Source organism: Nocardia gamkensis NBRC 108242 (genome assembly GCF_001612985.1).
GTDB lineage: Bacteria > Actinomycetota > Actinomycetes > Mycobacteriales > Mycobacteriaceae > Nocardia > Nocardia gamkensis.
Genome location: NZ_BDBM01000010.1, coordinates 35,958 through 50,976 on the forward strand (window position 1 = coordinate 35,958; position 15,019 = coordinate 50,976).

Annotated in this window: 14 protein-coding genes and 2 pseudogenes; 8 read left to right on the top strand and 8 right to left on the bottom strand. The window is 65.9% G+C overall.

Translation table 11 applies throughout. The annotated features are described in order from the left end of the window. Nucleotides 1-14 precede the first annotated feature (14 nt). Nucleotides 15-1,016 (bottom strand): AurF N-oxygenase family protein, encoded by a 1,002-nt coding sequence (locus NG1_RS11230; protein ID WP_062969988.1) that lies wholly within the window; start codon nucleotides 1,014-1,016, stop codon nucleotides 15-17. Between the two features lie 198 nt (nucleotides 1,017-1,214). On the opposite strand from NG1_RS11230, the gene NG1_RS11235 reads away from it, so the two are divergent. Beyond that, complete coding sequence (locus NG1_RS11235; protein ID WP_062969989.1) at nucleotides 1,215-1,787, top strand: TetR/AcrR family transcriptional regulator; 573 nt, start codon at nucleotides 1,215-1,217, stop codon at nucleotides 1,785-1,787. Between the two features lie 204 nt (nucleotides 1,788-1,991). On the opposite strand, the pseudogene NG1_RS38195 reads toward NG1_RS11235, so the two are convergent. From NG1_RS38195 to NG1_RS11245, 3 genes and pseudogenes are all read right to left on the bottom strand, one after another. Further along, nucleotides 1,992-2,174, bottom strand: a pseudogene (locus tag NG1_RS38195) (ABC transporter ATP-binding protein); the annotation flags it as partial. A gap of 316 nt (nucleotides 2,175-2,490) precedes the next feature. Next, complete coding sequence (locus NG1_RS11240; RefSeq protein WP_062969990.1) at nucleotides 2,491-2,922, bottom strand: chromate resistance protein ChrB domain-containing protein; 432 nt, start codon at nucleotides 2,920-2,922, stop codon at nucleotides 2,491-2,493. Continuing rightward, a complete protein-coding gene (locus NG1_RS11245) occupies nucleotides 2,919-3,419 on the bottom strand; it encodes a Chromate resistance protein ChrB (protein ID WP_245659860.1) in 501 nt (166 codons plus the stop codon). The genes NG1_RS11240 and NG1_RS11245 overlap by 4 nt, the downstream gene beginning before the upstream one ends. Nucleotides 3,420-3,508: 89 nt before the next feature. On the opposite strand from NG1_RS11245, the gene NG1_RS11250 reads away from it, so the two are divergent. From NG1_RS11250 to NG1_RS11260, 3 genes are read left to right on the top strand one after another with little or no spacing between them, the layout of a single operon-like run. Further along, a complete protein-coding gene (locus NG1_RS11250; RefSeq protein ID WP_062969992.1) occupies nucleotides 3,509-4,288 on the top strand; it encodes an LppY/LpqO family protein in 780 nt (259 codons plus the stop codon). A gap of 13 nt (nucleotides 4,289-4,301) precedes the next feature. Next, a complete protein-coding gene (locus NG1_RS11255) occupies nucleotides 4,302-4,964 on the top strand; it encodes an ABC transporter ATP-binding protein (RefSeq protein WP_062969993.1) in 663 nt (220 codons plus the stop codon). Next, a complete protein-coding gene (locus tag NG1_RS11260; RefSeq protein WP_062969994.1) occupies nucleotides 4,961-5,731 on the top strand; it encodes an ABC transporter permease in 771 nt (256 codons plus the stop codon). The genes NG1_RS11255 and NG1_RS11260 overlap by 4 nt, the downstream gene beginning before the upstream one ends. A gap of 1,032 nt (nucleotides 5,732-6,763) precedes the next feature. On the opposite strand, the gene NG1_RS11265 is transcribed toward NG1_RS11260, so the two are convergent. From NG1_RS11265 to NG1_RS11275, 3 genes are all read right to left on the bottom strand, one after another. Continuing rightward, complete coding sequence (locus NG1_RS11265) at nucleotides 6,764-7,828, bottom strand: acyl-CoA dehydrogenase family protein (protein WP_062969995.1); 1,065 nt, start codon at nucleotides 7,826-7,828, stop codon at nucleotides 6,764-6,766. Nucleotides 7,829-8,670: 842 nt separating this feature from the next. Then, a complete protein-coding gene (locus tag NG1_RS11270) occupies nucleotides 8,671-9,552 on the bottom strand; it encodes an esterase/lipase family protein (RefSeq protein ID WP_062969996.1) in 882 nt (293 codons plus the stop codon). A gap of 159 nt (nucleotides 9,553-9,711) precedes the next feature. Beyond that, the gene (locus NG1_RS11275) at nucleotides 9,712-11,052 is read right to left on the bottom strand and encodes an alpha/beta fold hydrolase (RefSeq protein WP_063910319.1); all 1,341 of its coding nucleotides are present in this window, start codon (nucleotides 11,050-11,052) and stop codon (nucleotides 9,712-9,714) included. Nucleotides 11,053-11,654: 602 nt separating this feature from the next. On the opposite strand from NG1_RS11275, the gene NG1_RS11280 reads away from it, so the two are divergent. The 4 genes from NG1_RS11280 (at nucleotide 11,655) to NG1_RS11295 (ending at nucleotide 14,185) form a co-directional block, all read left to right on the top strand. After that, complete coding sequence (locus tag NG1_RS11280; protein ID WP_157113980.1) at nucleotides 11,655-12,152, top strand: hypothetical protein; 498 nt, start codon at nucleotides 11,655-11,657, stop codon at nucleotides 12,150-12,152. Between the two features lie 364 nt (nucleotides 12,153-12,516). After that, nucleotides 12,517-12,723, top strand: a complete 207-nt coding sequence (locus NG1_RS11285) for a hypothetical protein (protein WP_062969998.1) — start codon at nucleotides 12,517-12,519, stop codon at nucleotides 12,721-12,723. A 65-nt stretch (nucleotides 12,724-12,788) separates the two neighbouring features. Then, nucleotides 12,789-13,238, top strand: a complete 450-nt coding sequence (locus tag NG1_RS36585) for a hypothetical protein (RefSeq protein WP_157113981.1) — start codon at nucleotides 12,789-12,791, stop codon at nucleotides 13,236-13,238. 335 nt (nucleotides 13,239-13,573) lie between these two features. Next, a complete protein-coding gene (locus NG1_RS11295; protein ID WP_062970000.1) occupies nucleotides 13,574-14,185 on the top strand; it encodes a choice-of-anchor K domain-containing protein in 612 nt (203 codons plus the stop codon). 307 nt (nucleotides 14,186-14,492) lie between these two features. On the opposite strand, the pseudogene NG1_RS39315 reads toward NG1_RS11295, so the two are convergent. Continuing rightward, nucleotides 14,493-14,867 (bottom strand): annotated as a pseudogene (locus tag NG1_RS39315) (hypothetical protein); the annotation flags it as partial. Between the last annotated feature and the right edge of the window lie 152 nt (nucleotides 14,868-15,019).

Here is a 15,019-nt window from a genome sequence, read left to right on the forward strand (position 1 = left end):
GGGAACTGCCAAAATCAGGCCGCCATGCGCCGGTGGGGTTCGGAACGGTAGCGGGTGGTGTGTCCGTCGATGCCGAGCAGCTTCCATACCCGGCGGGAGATCGGGTTGATCAACCCGATCTCAGCGGCGAGGGCGCGGACATCCGCGAAGAAATCGGCGAAGGCCTGTTTCGAATCCGGCGAACCGTAGAACACTTCCTTGCGCACCCAGCCGGGGATACCCGCCTCGGTGAAAAACGCCCGCGGAGGGGTGACGATAGCGCGGCCGAGCGCGAACATGATGATCGGCAAGGCCACCGACAAGCCCAGTCGGTGAACCGGGCTACACTGCGGCACATGCTGTTTGAGTAACTCATGCGCGAACGAGATGTGGCGTGCTTCCTCGGCCACATGGATAGCCATCACTGAGCGCATGATCGGATGCACGTCCTCCCCGGAGCGCAGGATCGCCTTCTGGATGTGATCGATAGGCTCCTCACCGGCCAGTACGCCCATGAAGAACAGGTTCGGGAACAACGATGCGGCGGGCCCGGCCACGTATCCGAGCAGAGTCTTCAACCACGGTGTCATTCCGGGCACATCGATACCGATGCGGTTGACCATCTCCTGAAACATCAGGTTGTGGTTGCACTCCTCGATGATTTCGTGAGTGCAGTACCGAAACTCCGGCGAGCCGTTTGGCAGGCGGTAGGTGTGCTGGACCATACCGCTGATCAGCATCAGCTCGAACTGCAACCCGACCTTCGCGATATTGGACTGCCGATACATGCCGATCGCGATCCGACGCTCCCGCGGCAACGCCCGATACCAGGGGTGAGCTCCCAGCATCTCGCCCGACAGGGTGAGGATCCAACGCTCGGGCGCGGTGTAGGCATCGAAATCCGAGTGCTCCCAGTCGATATCGAGGTAGGGGTCGAAACGTCGGCGCACCGACCCCTCCGACAGCAGCGACAGCTTGTCCGCGTACGCCCGGGCCTCGTCGCCCCCGGACCGGATCTCACTCACCTCGATTGTCATCGACCGCTCCTCCAAGATTGTCCGTTACGACACGTAACAGTAATGGCGAGGTTAGTAGAACAAGTGGTCTATTGCAAGGCTCTATTGGACCTCGCATGCAGGTACGCTCTGAACAGGACCTAGGTCAAATAAGACACAATGGTCTAATCTGGTGCCTCACTAGCTCGGATGGGTCTGTGCCAGAGGTGAGGAGTGCGCATGGCCACGAATGCGCGGAGCCGCTTGATCGAGAGCGCGATCGAGCTGCTCCGACGTCGAGGGGTGGCAGGCACAGGAGTGGCCGAACTGCTCGAACACAGCGGCACCGCACGGCAGTCGATCTACAAGCACTTCCCCGGCGGAAAGACCGAGTTGATCGAGGAGTCGGTCCGGACCGCGGCGGCTTGGATCGAGCAGATGATCGAGCAGATGGCCGACACGCTGTCCCCGCCGGAAATGCTGCAGGCCTTCGTCGAGTACTGGAAATGGGTGCTGGTGACCAGCGATTACCAGTCCGGATGCCCCATCGCCGCGGCGGCGTACGGCGGAAGCGAAGCACCCGGCGCCCGGGAACTGTCCAGCCAGGCATTCCGGCGCTGGGAACACCACCTGTCCGAGCAAGCCATCGCCCGAGGCGTTCCCACCCGTACCGCGCACAGCCTGGCGACCACGACAATTGCCGCAATCGAAGGCGCGGTCATGATGTCGATCGCAGACCGCAGCATCGCGCCCCTCAACCGCACATACGACCAGCTGCGCGAACTGCTCCTGATCCATCTCGAGGCGCCCTGATCGCCACAATCAAGCCACGGCACAATCTGGGCAAATCGCAACCGGCACCGAGGGCTCTCCGGTGACGGGTACCGGTTCTACAAGCCGCCGGCCGATTGTAGTTTCCAGCCTCTCATGTCGCGGCGGGCGTAGCCCGTCTCGAAGAATTCGAGGATCGAGGAGATCAACGCACCGATCAGCAGGAAGTAGGCGGTGATCCCTACCGCGGTGCAGCCGGCGCAACTCGGCGAGGATCGCGACCCGATCGCGCGAGGCCTCCACCTCGCCGAGCATGTGTGAACTCGGAAACGCTGTTTGCCCGCGTTCCCGGGCCACCGCGACGCAGCGCCGGAACTGGCGTTCCATCAACGGGTCCAGCCCGCTGGTCGGCTCGTCGAGGACCAGTAAAATGCGGGCAACTTTTCGCGTCTGTGCGTGTCGCAAAGGCCCGTTCCACCGGCAGGTTATGGCGTGACGCATCGGAATCCTTCAGGAAGTAGGTGAGGATCCGCGCGAACCCGACAGTCCGTGTGCGCTCCGCCGATGTCGGAGGGTCCCGCTGTTTCGGTGGTGTCGACTCATTCACGCAGCGAATGTAACCATGGTTGCATCAGTTGTGCGACGTGAAATACCCCTCCGGGCATGACGGAATGCCCGCGTGTCGCCCAAGGGCGCGCACACCGGTGGCGGGCGGGGGTGGAGGGTGGTGGGTGACGCGGAGTGTTCAGCTGGGTTCGCGGCCCAGGAGGGTGGCGCGGCGGTGGAATTCGTAGAGGCCGTCGAACATCGGGCCGGTCAGCTCCAGGATCTGTTCGTCGGTGCAGATCATCGACAGTCCGCGCAGTACGGTGTCCAGGCCGGGGGCTTCGGGGGCGTCGTAGCGTTCGTCGTCGAGGTCGGCTTCGTGCACGATCGCGGCCAGTTTCCACAGCACCGGATCGTGCAGCTCGTAGCGGCGCAGGATGGTTTCGAAGCTGCAGTCCCCACCGTGGTGGGACAGCTGCACCCCGCGCATGTCGAACCCGGTCGCCTCCGTCGGGAGATCGGCCGGGTCGGCGAGGAAGACGAATTCCGCTTCGGGGTCGATGTGGCGGCGGATCAGCCATGCGCAGGCGGCGCGGTCGATGTGGATGCCCGCCCGGGTCGCCCACTTCATGACGACACGCGGCGGCCGCGTGAAACCTCTGCCGCGACAAGAGCTTCGACTGCGGCGATGGCATGGTCGCGTCCGGGCGGGGGGAAGTAGTCGCGGCGTTTGATCGCGCGCAGCTCGGTGCGCAGCCGTCGGGCCAGCGACTGGCGGGCAGTCGGCGACACCGGGCCCGCGGCAGCCTCGGCGATGATCGCCGCGTACTCGGCCGCGCGTGCGGCGGCCATGGTGGCGGCGAGCTCACGTTCGACCGTCAAGGTTGCGGGTTGGGCGATCCAGATCGAGGCGGAACCGCCGGCATCGATGACTTCCTCGGCGATCCATTCCAGCTGCTCACGCGTGCGCGCATCCGCCGGTAGGGCGACCAGACCGTCGGAGATCTGCCCGACTCCCAGGCGTTTGAGCTTGCGCCACACCGCGATCCGCGGCGTGGACGGCTCACGGGGTATGCGATACGACAGCATCACCCATTGCCCCGGCGTTGCCGCTGGCGAGTCGGGCACGAAATCCTCCGATCCGATGGTGGCATTTCACCGCACCTTCTCCCTAGCGTAGTGTCGAAACCACGGTTACACCGAGTGGGAGGTGGGTGATGCCCCCGACGCGCACATTCGCAGCACTGCTGGGCGCCGCAGCCGTAGCGGTGAGCGGATGCTCGACCTCCCCACCGGCGGGACCCCCGCAGCCCGGTGAGCTGCCGCTGCGGCAGGTCGCGCAGGTGGCGTTGACCGGCGGGCCGGTGCGCTTCGACTACACCAGTCTCGATGCCGGGCGCGGGCGGCTGTTCGTCGCGCACATGGGCGCGGGTGAGGTCATCGAGGTCGATGTTCTCGAACAAACCCCACCGATCTGGTGGACCCACATCCACGCTCTCGGCGACCCCGCCCAACTCGCCAAAGGCTTGAAAGCCGCGCTCGACGCCACCGCCATCCCGCCCGCGGCAGTCCCGCCCGCCGCCGCACCGCAGCCGCCAATGGACATCGACACCGCCGGTGTCGACGCCGCGCTCGGCCGCACAGGCACCGCTGACGGCGGCCTGTACGAGTTCACCCTCACCCGCGCGGAAACGATCACCGATATGGGGCATGTGCTGCCTCCGACCTTCGGGGTCACCACCGTGATCAACTTCCAGCCCACCGGCGGCGGCAAAGCCGCGATCAACGGCGACTTCGCCCTCACCGCACCCGAACTCAACCCCGTCATCCAAGCACTGCGCAAAGGCAACATCGCCGTCGTCGAGGTGCAAAACCATGCCCTCACCGATGACCCGCGCCTGTTCTACCTGCACTATTGGGCCGTCGATGACGCCGTCACCCTCGCCGAGGCGCTGCGCACCGCGATCGACGCCACCCACCTCGCCCCCGCCGAATAGACAGACAGGACCCATGACCGGCATCATCGTCGACCGCGTCAGCGCCGGCCACGCCAGCACCCCGGTGCTCGTCGACGCGGAGGCGGTCTTTCCCCGCGGCGCCTGCGCGGCGGTGACCGGGCCCAGCGGCGCCGGGAAGACCACGCTGCTACGGCTGCTCAACCGGCTCGCCGACCCCACCGGCGGCCGGATCCTGCTCGACGGCACCCCGATCACCCGCCTCGACGTGCTCGAGCTGCGCCGCCGCGTCGGGCTCGTCCCGCAACACCCCACCCTGCTCACCGACACCGTCGCCGACGAGATCCGCCTCGCCCGACCCGGCTTACCCGCCCCGCGCGTCGAGGAGTTGCTGACACGGGTGGGTTTGCCACCAGAGTTCGTCGCGCACCGCTGTGCGCACCTGTCGGGCGGTCAAGCCCAACGGGTGTGCCTGGCCCGCGCGCTCGCCGTCGAACCCGACGTGCTGCTATTGGACGAGCCGACCTCCGCCCTGGACACCGCCGCCGCCGCAGCGGTCACCGCACTCATCGGCGAGCACACTCGCGGCGGCGGCGCCGTCGTGCTGGTCAGTCACGACACCGACTTCCTCGCCGGTGTCGCCGACACGATCTGGATGCTGCACCGAGGACAGCTCACCCGCAGTCCCCGCCCGCTCGATCACACCACGAGCCAATGACAGCTGGTGTTTCCGTGCCCGGCTGGGGTGGAGTGGCGATGTCGCTGGCCCTGGTAGCGCTCGCCGCCGCCGTCGCCTACCGCCAGCAGCTGCACCTGACCCGCGAACTGCTCCTCGCCGCCGCCCGCGCCGGTGTCCAACTGGTCGCGGTCGGCGCAATCCTGCTGATCCTGTTCCAGCACACCGGACTACCCGGCGCTCTGGCCTGGGTCCTGCTCATGATCGCCATCGCCGGACACGTCGCCGGACGGCGCGGGGTGGGCCTGCCGCACGCGACCCGCGCCGCCACCCTCGGCGTGGCCACCGGATCGGGGATCACCCTGGGCGCGCTGCTGGCACTCGGAGTGATCTCCACGCAAGCCCGCGTCGTGGTCCCGGTCGGCGGCATGATCGTCTCCGCCGCCATGCAAGCCACCGGCATCGCCCTGCGCCGCCTCCACGAAGACGCACAACACGCCCGCCCTGCCATCGAAGCCCGCCTATGCCTGGGCCTTTCGGCCCAGCAGGCGTTCGCACCGCACCGGCGCTCGGCCCTGCGCACCGCACTGATCCCCGCGATCGACGCCACCAAAGTCGTGGGCCTGATCAGCCTGCCCGGCGCCATGACCGGCCTCATCCTCGCCGGCGTCGACCCACTCACCGCTATCCGCTACCAAATCGTCGTCATGTACATGCTCCTCGCCGCCACCGCGCTGGCCGCCCTCACCACCGCCCGGCTCGCCGAACGCGCCCTGTTCGACGACTCTCACCGGCTCCTTCCGTTATAGAGGGCGAGTTCGACGAGGCGGTGACCCAAGGCTCGATGCTGTCGTTTTTCAGCGTCCCGCACGCGTGCCGACCTCCACATCCCTGGGAGAGCTGGTGCGCGGCGCCGCAATACGTCGCGTGAATGCAACGCACCCGGTCCTCAGCAGAGCCGATCACCCGCCCAGTCGCCTGAACCTCGGCGGGTCGGCATCCCGGAGCAGGCGGGAGAGAACCGCCTGGCCCTGGCTGCGGTGACAGACGCCTTCGTCGCGCTGGTCGTGGGTTTCGCATTGTCGTAACGTGCCTTTCACGCTTTCAACGGTGTCGCGGAGTTCCTAGGCGCGGTCATTCCGTGTGTGCTCGCGGTGTCATTCGCCAACCACGTCGTCGGCACACTGCTGGTGCGGGGCAGTGTCGCGTAGCTGGTGTGCGGAATGCGGGTCCTCGGATGGAAGGACGGCCGACCCCCCCGGTTGGGGCAGACGGTCGCACGATGGCTGTTCGGATTTGTGGTGATCGGACTGCAATTCCTGCAAGCGCGCTGCCGGTGGCACCCACGGCAACGCCGATGACCTGCTCCAGCTCCTCGAATGGGGTGTGGTGCCGAACCGCTCGGTGGAACGCGCCCGCCGCTTCTACCGCGCCCAGCCGGAATCGTGCACGCTCACACCCCCGAACTGCCCGATGACGCAGAGTTCTACGCCGCCCTGGAATCCGGTCGGGAATGGGACCCGGCCACCGGTACTCCCGCGACCCGCTCGGCGCGTGGGGACTGTCCGAAATATCGCCCTGATGCGCCAGCACCGGAAACACGTACATCGCCGCTGCGTTGGCGTACTGCGATGGCACATCGCGTCACTGCAACCAACCCGGAGTCCGCCTTCGGATCCTGTCGATGAGCTGCCGTTCGTCGCACTGGTGGGCGGCGCGCCGTTTCTACCGCGAGGCGGTAGCAACGCGCCGGCCACGCCCGCTCGGCATCGGTCAGATCGGCCTTCCCGCCGCCGCTACGCCGGGCCATGAGGTTTCCCGTTTCCGCGCTTGCGGCTGGTTCAGGCCCTGGAGTGCTGGGCCTTCTCCAGAGGAGAGAACATCGGGAACGAGTCATCATCACCGAGCCAGCGCACCAGGTCCTCGGCCTGTGCGTAATAGCGGCGGAACGGCTCGGCAGTGATAGCACCGCCCTGCAGGCGATGACATTTGCTCATAGCCGCGGGCAACTGCGCATTGATCCAGTGAGCGAGCGTTCCGAGCTCGTCGCGGACCCGTTCGTCGTACTCGGGGTCGTCGCCTCGATGCGACAGCAACTGATTCGCCGACCGCGATGCCGTCTGCAACAGCCGCGACACGTCATGCACCTCTTCGAACTCTCGTCTCGCCGCGCGGACCTCGGCGGGTGCCAGCCCGAACTGACGATGGATACGGATGTGTTCGGTCAGCACCCTCAGCAGTCCTTTGAGCAACCCGTTGGCGACGGAGCCGATTGTTGCCACCGCCAGCCGCTGCAACGTCGCGGCGCCGTCGATCAACAACTGTTCTGCTGGAATCTCGGCCTGCTCGAAGTACACCGAATACTCCGGTGCACTACTCACACCGGGACTTCGAACACACCTGACACCAGATACGCCGGAATCAACAACGGCGACACCGCAATCCGTGGGTACCAGAATCCAGCGTGCCGACCCGGCATACGGCACACACACCTTGTGACCGGTGATCCGCACCGACCCGCCCTCGATCACCGTCACTGTATTCGGAGCCGCCACGAACGGTGCACCGGGCTCGTTGAGCGCGGCGGTGAGTATCGCACCCTGCGCCACAGCAGGGAAAATTTTCTCCGTCACACTTCTCGGAGCGGCTTGTGCCAGAAGTAGCACTCCGAAGCCGAGTGTTGTCAAGGCCGGCACCTCCACAGCGTCGGTGGCGAGCTCGGTGAGCATCGCCGATACCTCGAGCAGGCCCGTATCCTCGCCGCAGCGTTTGGGCAGCGCGACCGAGAGTAAGCCGGACTCGGCAAGTTTCGGCCACAGCGTGAAATCATGCGCATTCTCGCGTTCGAGCACACTCACGACAGCCTCGGCGAGAGCATCCTCACTGTCGACTACGGTGAAACCCACAATCACTCCTCTCCGAATCATCGACCGCGCGGTTCGAGTCATCATTCGGTGGATCCGGCAGCCAGGCCGCAAATGCCAGCAAGCCGTTCGATCTCCCAGTCGTCGAAACTTGCATCAACGGGCTGTAAACCGCAGCATCAGCCGCCCTGGGTAACAGTCGGTCGGTTTTTCTCCCACAACGTGTCGATGGATTATGCCGCGCCGAGTAGGCAGAACTCGGCGACCGTCAATGGATTCGGCGTGGCGCGGGTGGGTGATCTCCTGACCGCTGGAACGAGACGTCACCGGAAGAGGCGAACGGGAAAGCCCACACCCTCGAACCGCTACGGGCCGGAGGCATTCGCCGATTCGTCCACAGTTCGGACCACTTTCAATCTCACAAGCGTCCAGTTCGGTAAATCACCAGACGCACCCTCGATGAGGAACAAAAGCACTGACCACCACCCCAGCAAGGCCGTACGACACTGGCTGCGCGTGTCACCACGATGATCGGCAACCGGGCTGCGAACATCACTGGCCATGGCCACAGCACACGCAAACCCCACCGTGCGACACCACGGGCAGCCCGTCTCATCACCGTGATGCAGTCCGAGATCTGGCATCGCCGCTACCCGCCGGCCAGCGTCCTGCGGGCAGAATCGTCGACGGGGCCCGCGACGTACTGCAATGGCTCACCCGCGTGGAAGCAGACGGGTGGCAGGGTCGCTGGTTGGCCTCGGGCGCGGACCAGCTGATGCCGGTTTGTTCAGAAGGTGAGGATATTGACCTGCGATCCGGTCGGCGCTTCCCGGAGCACACCCAAGCCGGTACCCACTACCGCTCGAGCGGTTGGCTCGGTCGCGTTATGGGCCGTAGCCGGTGCAGGTCGGTTGGAACTCGGGTTCAGCGGCGCCGAGGAGGTTGAGGACGTTCTGCAGGGTGGGGCTGTCAGCGAACAGGCCGTCGTGGCTGACTGGGTCTTCGGGGCACTGGTCCTGGATCGAGATGTTGGTGACCTCCGCGCCGTCGAGGTAGGAGTTGGTGTAGGGCGTCATGATCTGATCGTGGCGGGTGGTGAGCACGGCGTAGCGGATGCCGGGCACTGTGTCGCCGTCGGCGAACAGGACGGTCTGAAAGGGTGAACCTGCCTGTTGCTGGGCGAACGCAGGTGCGAGGGCGAGGTCCGCGAACTGCTGGTCCAGGCCGAGCGGGCGCAGGGTCTCGAGTGTCAGGGATTGCAGGTCGGTGGTGGTGCCGTGATTGCTGGGAGCGAGCCCGATCAGTGTGCGCACCTTGGCGGCGCCGTCGAGGCGCTTGATGTAGTAGTTGGGCATCATGCCGCCTTGGGAGTGTCCGACCACGTCGACCTTGCCGGCCCCGGTGGCGGCGAGCACCCTGTCGACGAACTCGGCCATGGTGTGCGCCGAGGCCGCGATGTCGCCGAGTCCGTAGAACACCCCGCGCGAGTGCTCGGTTTCTCCGTAGTCGAAGGCGAATACGCAGTATCCGGCGTGGGCGAGCAGGGGCGAGAGCACCACCCAGTTGGCCGCGGCATTGGCCATGGTGCCGTGCACCAGGACCACCGGGTGAGGATGGGCGGGAGTGGGCTTGCATGCCCAGTTGTTGGCACCGGGCGGGGTATCGAACGGTGGCGGTATAGCGCTGGCGGCTGCGGCGAGGATGCCGGTCAGCGAGCACACCGCGGCGGCGACCGTCAGCGAGTGAACGAGTCGGAATCTGTTCATGATCTCTCCGGGAGGGGTCGGATAATGGCCCGGTCCACATGACCGGACACTTTGCGTCGAGCATCGATATGACTGTGCGCCACGCAATTTCACTTGCGACGAGCATTACGCGGGCCGTATATCATTGCTCCTCTGAGTTTCGGGCGGCCTCGGGGTGCGCTATGTCCAGTGACGCTGCCGCCGAGGTGTCGCCGAAGCCGTGGACGATGCCGGGGTCTGGAGGCCTCGAAGGTCGCGTCCGGTCATTGTCTGCGGTCGGTGCTGCGGCGGACCCGCTGCGTGGGTGCACAAGGTGTGCAGGCGGGGCAGGCTGTAGTGGGACCAGGTGTGGCGCAGGGCAGCTGCCAGCAGCGCACCGGGGATCCATGGTGGGGTGTCGAATTCGAAGCGATAGTCCAGGTGGGTGGTGGGCCCGGAGGTTCTGAGCCGGATACGTCCACGGTGGCGGCGCACGGGTCCGCGGATGGTGCGGTACTCGATCAGGTGGGGTCGCTGGTGGACGGTGATCTGTTCGTGGATAGGCCAGATCCCCAGGGCGCGCTGGGCTCGGATACAGCCCAGCCCGTTGGGGACGCCCGGGATGAGACCGTCGCGTGCTCGCTGTTGACGCACCGGCCACAACTCCGCCCACCGGTCGGTGAGCACGTCGAACACCGTGTCGATGTCGGCGTCGAGATCGGCGGTGAACTCCAGGTGGTGCCGTCGCGGCGCGGGGTCGGCGGGCTCTGCGGCGATCAAGGTGTTCTGGGTAGCACTGCGGGTGATCAGCCAGTCGCGCAGGAACGGGAACACGTCGTGGGCGGCGCGGGGATGCAGCAGGGGCGAGGCATGGGTGTGATCGAGCGCGAAGCCCTGTCGCCGCGACAGCGACTGCACGCGCATGTCCCGTGAGCCGCACGCACGTGCCAAGTGGCGGCAGCGAGCGGGCGGGGCGATGAGATCGAGTGGACTGGCCAAGGCCAGCACGGGCACCTCGGCAACGGCGGCCACCAAGGCGCTGATGCATGAGTGCCGACGTTCGGCACCGGCCCATTCGATCGCGTCGGCCAGCGCCTCGCCCGGCTCGTCCTCCGGGCCCAGCCGCAGCGCACGGGCGGGAAACACCTCGCCCCACCGGCGGGAAGACAGAACGGTCGTCGCGATCGAAGTGGTCAGCAGCGCGATGTCCACAGCGGCGCTGACCAACACCAGCCCCGCCACCCGGTCGCGGTCCAGAGTTTCAGCGACCGCCCTGGCGACCAACACCCCACCGAAGGAATGCCCGACCCAGAAGACAGGCACAGCAGTTGATTTCGCGATGAGCCTCTGCATCGCGGGCAAATCCTGGCGTAGCGCCTCCTCCCAGCCCGCTCGAACCCCCGCGACCCGCTCTATACCGCCGACGCCGCGTCGTTCCACCACCCAGACATCGAACCCCGCCTGCGCCAGCACCACAGCCAGGCCACCACCACCCGGCCACAAGTAGAGTCGCCGGTTGTCGAAAGTGCCTGGTACCAACACAACCGGCTGATTGCCTGGCCGACCGAGGCGGGTCACGCGGAAACGGCCACCATCAGCAGCAGTCACCACCGCCACCCGGCCACCGTCTACACCGCCGTCGCTCCACTCGCTATAGGCCGGCTCGTCCACACCCACAGGCACTCCTCGACAGAAACTGGTCAACCGACCAGTTATGATGGGATCGATAGTGCACAACCAACGCGTTGCTGTCACCCCGGCTGCCCAACCTTCGTGAAAAGCCATAGCACGCTGGCCTGACATTGGTGACGGGCGCCCCAGCACAAGGGGTTCGTGTGTGTTTCACCGAGCACGATCATGACGGAAGCCGATCTCACGAATATCCTCAACTGCCGCCCCGCGGGTCCGGCAACCATGTTCAGGTCGTCCGGGCCGCCGGAGCAGACGTCCTATATTGCCGCGTTTCGGCCAGATGCCGCCGCGCGATCGTTTGCTACTTGCTAGCCTGAGCGGCCGGATAGCTTCCCGCTAAGTGGGCCGCGAGTGGGGAATTCCAAGGCTCTGGCGCACTTTCGATGATCTTGGGCTCACCGATAGTGTTGGGGGACAAAGGATTGGGCTATAGATCCTGTCCGTGGTTGTCGATGCGGGTTCATAGTCGCTATCGGCGGCGGCTGACCGACCATGCCGTGGGCGGTCGCGCCGTGGAGATCCGACTGCAGGTGAGCCATGGTTGGTGGCAGGCTCCGATCGCCGGTTGGCGGTATGGACAGAACGAGCGCAAATCGTGGTTCGCCGACGACACCACCGCCTCACGCGAAACCCCCAGTACTCCCGAAATCGCATACTGGGGGCTCCCCAGCGAGGAGTGGCTGGACGACTGGCGATCCACCACGAAGTTGCCGAGCCGGTTGATCGACGCACTTGCCGACGCGGAGCCCCAGCTCAGTGGAGTGGAGCTGACTTGGAAGGGTCGACCGGTAGCGGCCGCCGAGCGGATCGAACACATGGCGACCGGTCGGCCGACAAGGTTGGTGACGGAGCCCGAAGCACCCTGGGGCTGGTGGTCGCTCGACGACTGGGACAACTGCGCCGATGAACAATTTCTGACCGCGTTCGGCGACCGCACGAATCATCGGTGAGCCCTCCCAGCGATGCCGTGCAGGTTCGGGATTCACGTGTCGGCGTTGGGGAAAGCGGCATCAACCACAGCGATCACCGAAAGTGCGCCAGAACCAATTCCAACTGGCCACTGACATGACGGAACGCGCACTGTAATGCCGACGAGGGTGCGTCTGCTGCCAAGGCGGATGAGACGTGCAAGTCCGCGACTACAGCATCAGGGACTGCCGAGCAGCGTCTACCCGCAAATGGCGCGCATCCCGTCCCATTTTATCTCGATCGCCCGCTGGCCTGGGGCATCGGCCGGCCTCCCCGGGGTCGCCAGCATCGGTGCTGGGGCAGACACAATCATTGAGCGTATCTCAAGCAAATACCGACCCGGCGGTGTTGTTCGCTGGACTCGGACTCGTGCAGTTCGAGGAGGGCTCTCTGATTCAACTGGTCGCGGGCGGGGTGAGCGTGTTCCGCATGGTGGAGCTCGGCGTCGACGGTGACCCGACCAAAGCGCTCGTGCAAGCAGTCGGCGACTCCCCGGGAACCTACCCGTGGACGACCGACCTGAGCCACGCGATGCTCGCCGAGCAGCCCTAGCCTCGCACTGCCGCATCTGCTCTTTCGGCCAGCCGTCCGCTCTGCGTCAGGTGTTCGACGGGTCAGTGGGCAACGCTGATCGTGGCGACTCCGCGGTGTCCTCGGTGCTGGTGCCCAGTGGCGTCCGTGGACGCGGTTCTGTCGTGGTCGGTCCGACGCGCTCGAGTTCGGTCGCCGCGACGGCCGCTGAGGAGGGCGACGCGGGCGGCGGCGATCAGTTGCCGAGCCAGTTTGGGACTGATCTCGAACAACTCGGCGACGTCCTCCTCAGAGCCACCATGGTCACCGATGACCGCAGCGGCCTCGGCCTGGTCGGCGCGCAAGCGGGCGATCTCGCTCCCCGCGCGCGCCTCGAGGTCGCTGATCTGCTGTCGCAACGCGGCGATGTCCTGATCGCGTCGGGTTTCGCAGGCGGTGATCGCTTCCCAATCGGTGAGGTAGCACTTCACCGCCTCCAGGATGGCGCGCTCTTTCTGGCGTGCCAGTTCTCGACGTCGTTTGCTGCGAGCGCGTGAGCGTTCCAGTCGTGCCGCGAGTTCGGGGATCGAGCTGTGCGCCGGGAACGCGGTGGGCGACGCGACGACATGGCCGGCCTCCTGAAGTCTTCGGGCCCGCCTGCGATTCTCCCGCGCTCGATCTTACTCGCGGCGGCTCTGCCCTCCGCGAATCCCGACGACACGCTCACCCACCGTCGCAGATCGCATCCTGCCCACCCGCAATCGAGGAGGCCGTGCGATGGCAGTCGCTGAGTGACCCGTTCTTCGCGTAGTAGGGGACAGACGGATGGTTTGTTTATCGAAGCGGATTGGTATGCAATCGATTTCGGTGACAGAACTGGCGGTGGGGGCGGATGATGGAGTCGCAGCGGCAGATCGCCGATGCGATCGAAGCAAGGGGGCGATCGGTTATGGGAAAGGTCGACACCAAGGGTGTGTGGACGCGTGTCAGCGTGGAGGAGTCGCAGTTCGAGGGGCTGCGGCAGCCGGGCAGCGGTATCAAATCCAGCATCAAATGGGGTACCGGCGTAGACGGCGAGAAGAGCGGTTATGACTTCACCGGGCTCACCGGCGTGGACGCGCGCCTGGACGGCAAGGATTTCAATCTGGGCATTTTCGCCCACTACAACCGCCGAGTCGTCTTGAAACACGCTCAGTTCTCGGTGTTCCTCAAGGTCACGGTGGACTTCCAGGATGAAGGGTTCGACCATACGTTCACTCTGCGTTTCCGCCACGACGAGACACCCAACGTGCCCGGGGACGTGGACGATGTGGTCCGGCTGCCGATCGTCCACGAGAACGACATCGTGCGCGTCGATGGCGCCGAATACCAGGTGACGATCAGCGGTTTCCGAGACCACGGCGGCCAGGGGGAGGTGCAGCCGAAGTACACCATCCGCGAGGGCGAGATCAAGAGGCTGTGGCTCGTCGCCCGATTCGAACCGATCAGCGAGCCGGGTTCCTGAACCGCGCACGATCCGCGCCGCACTGTCATCTGCCAGGCCGCGTGCCCAGCGGCAGAAGAGGAGATTCGCCAGGATGATGGGAAGGTCCGGCGTTGACGCGCCCGGATAGCGGACTGAGCCCACCCCAGCGCGCGACAGCGAGCAGTAGCGCAGATAAGCACCTCGGATTTCGAGCGAGGTCCGACGCGGCGGGTGATCACGGCGCTGGTCACCGAGTCCCGCGCGGCGGGGCCGACCGGTCGGCAGGTGCGGGTGCTCAACATCATCGGTCACCGCGCCGAGGACCCCCGTTACCTTCTTCGTGGTCTCACACGGCGCCACAGTCGCCAGTCCCGGTATGACTTCTTCCCCCTGTCTTTCTCATGATCCGGGGGGTGGTGTCGCCGGGCTCTGGTGGCGTCGACGGACCGCTGATGGGGACGAGCATCACGGCACCATCTGCACGCTCGAGCCGGCCGCTGGTTTTGCTGTCGGCACCTGTAGCACCGTAGGTCGAGGGTACCGACTCAGCGTTCGAGGCGGCCTCGTCTCTCCGCACATGATCGAATGGCAATCTGCCAGAGTTTGTTCCACGCTTCGGTAACTCCATTTCGATTTGTCGCATCTGCTGCGCCGCCGACCGCACCGCCTGCAGACCGGACCCGCACAGACGGTTGACGGTGTACGCCGGCGTCTTCTCGGGAAGTCCTGCGGCGGCGAGGTCGCAGCCGGTACCTGGCCGATGCGCGTGGTAGTCCGGAGGTGCCGGCGATGCGGCCGGTCCTCGCCGAGGAGGACCACAGACGCCGCACGATCGTCTTACCCGTCACGCCGAGGGCCCCTGAGCGTGCGACA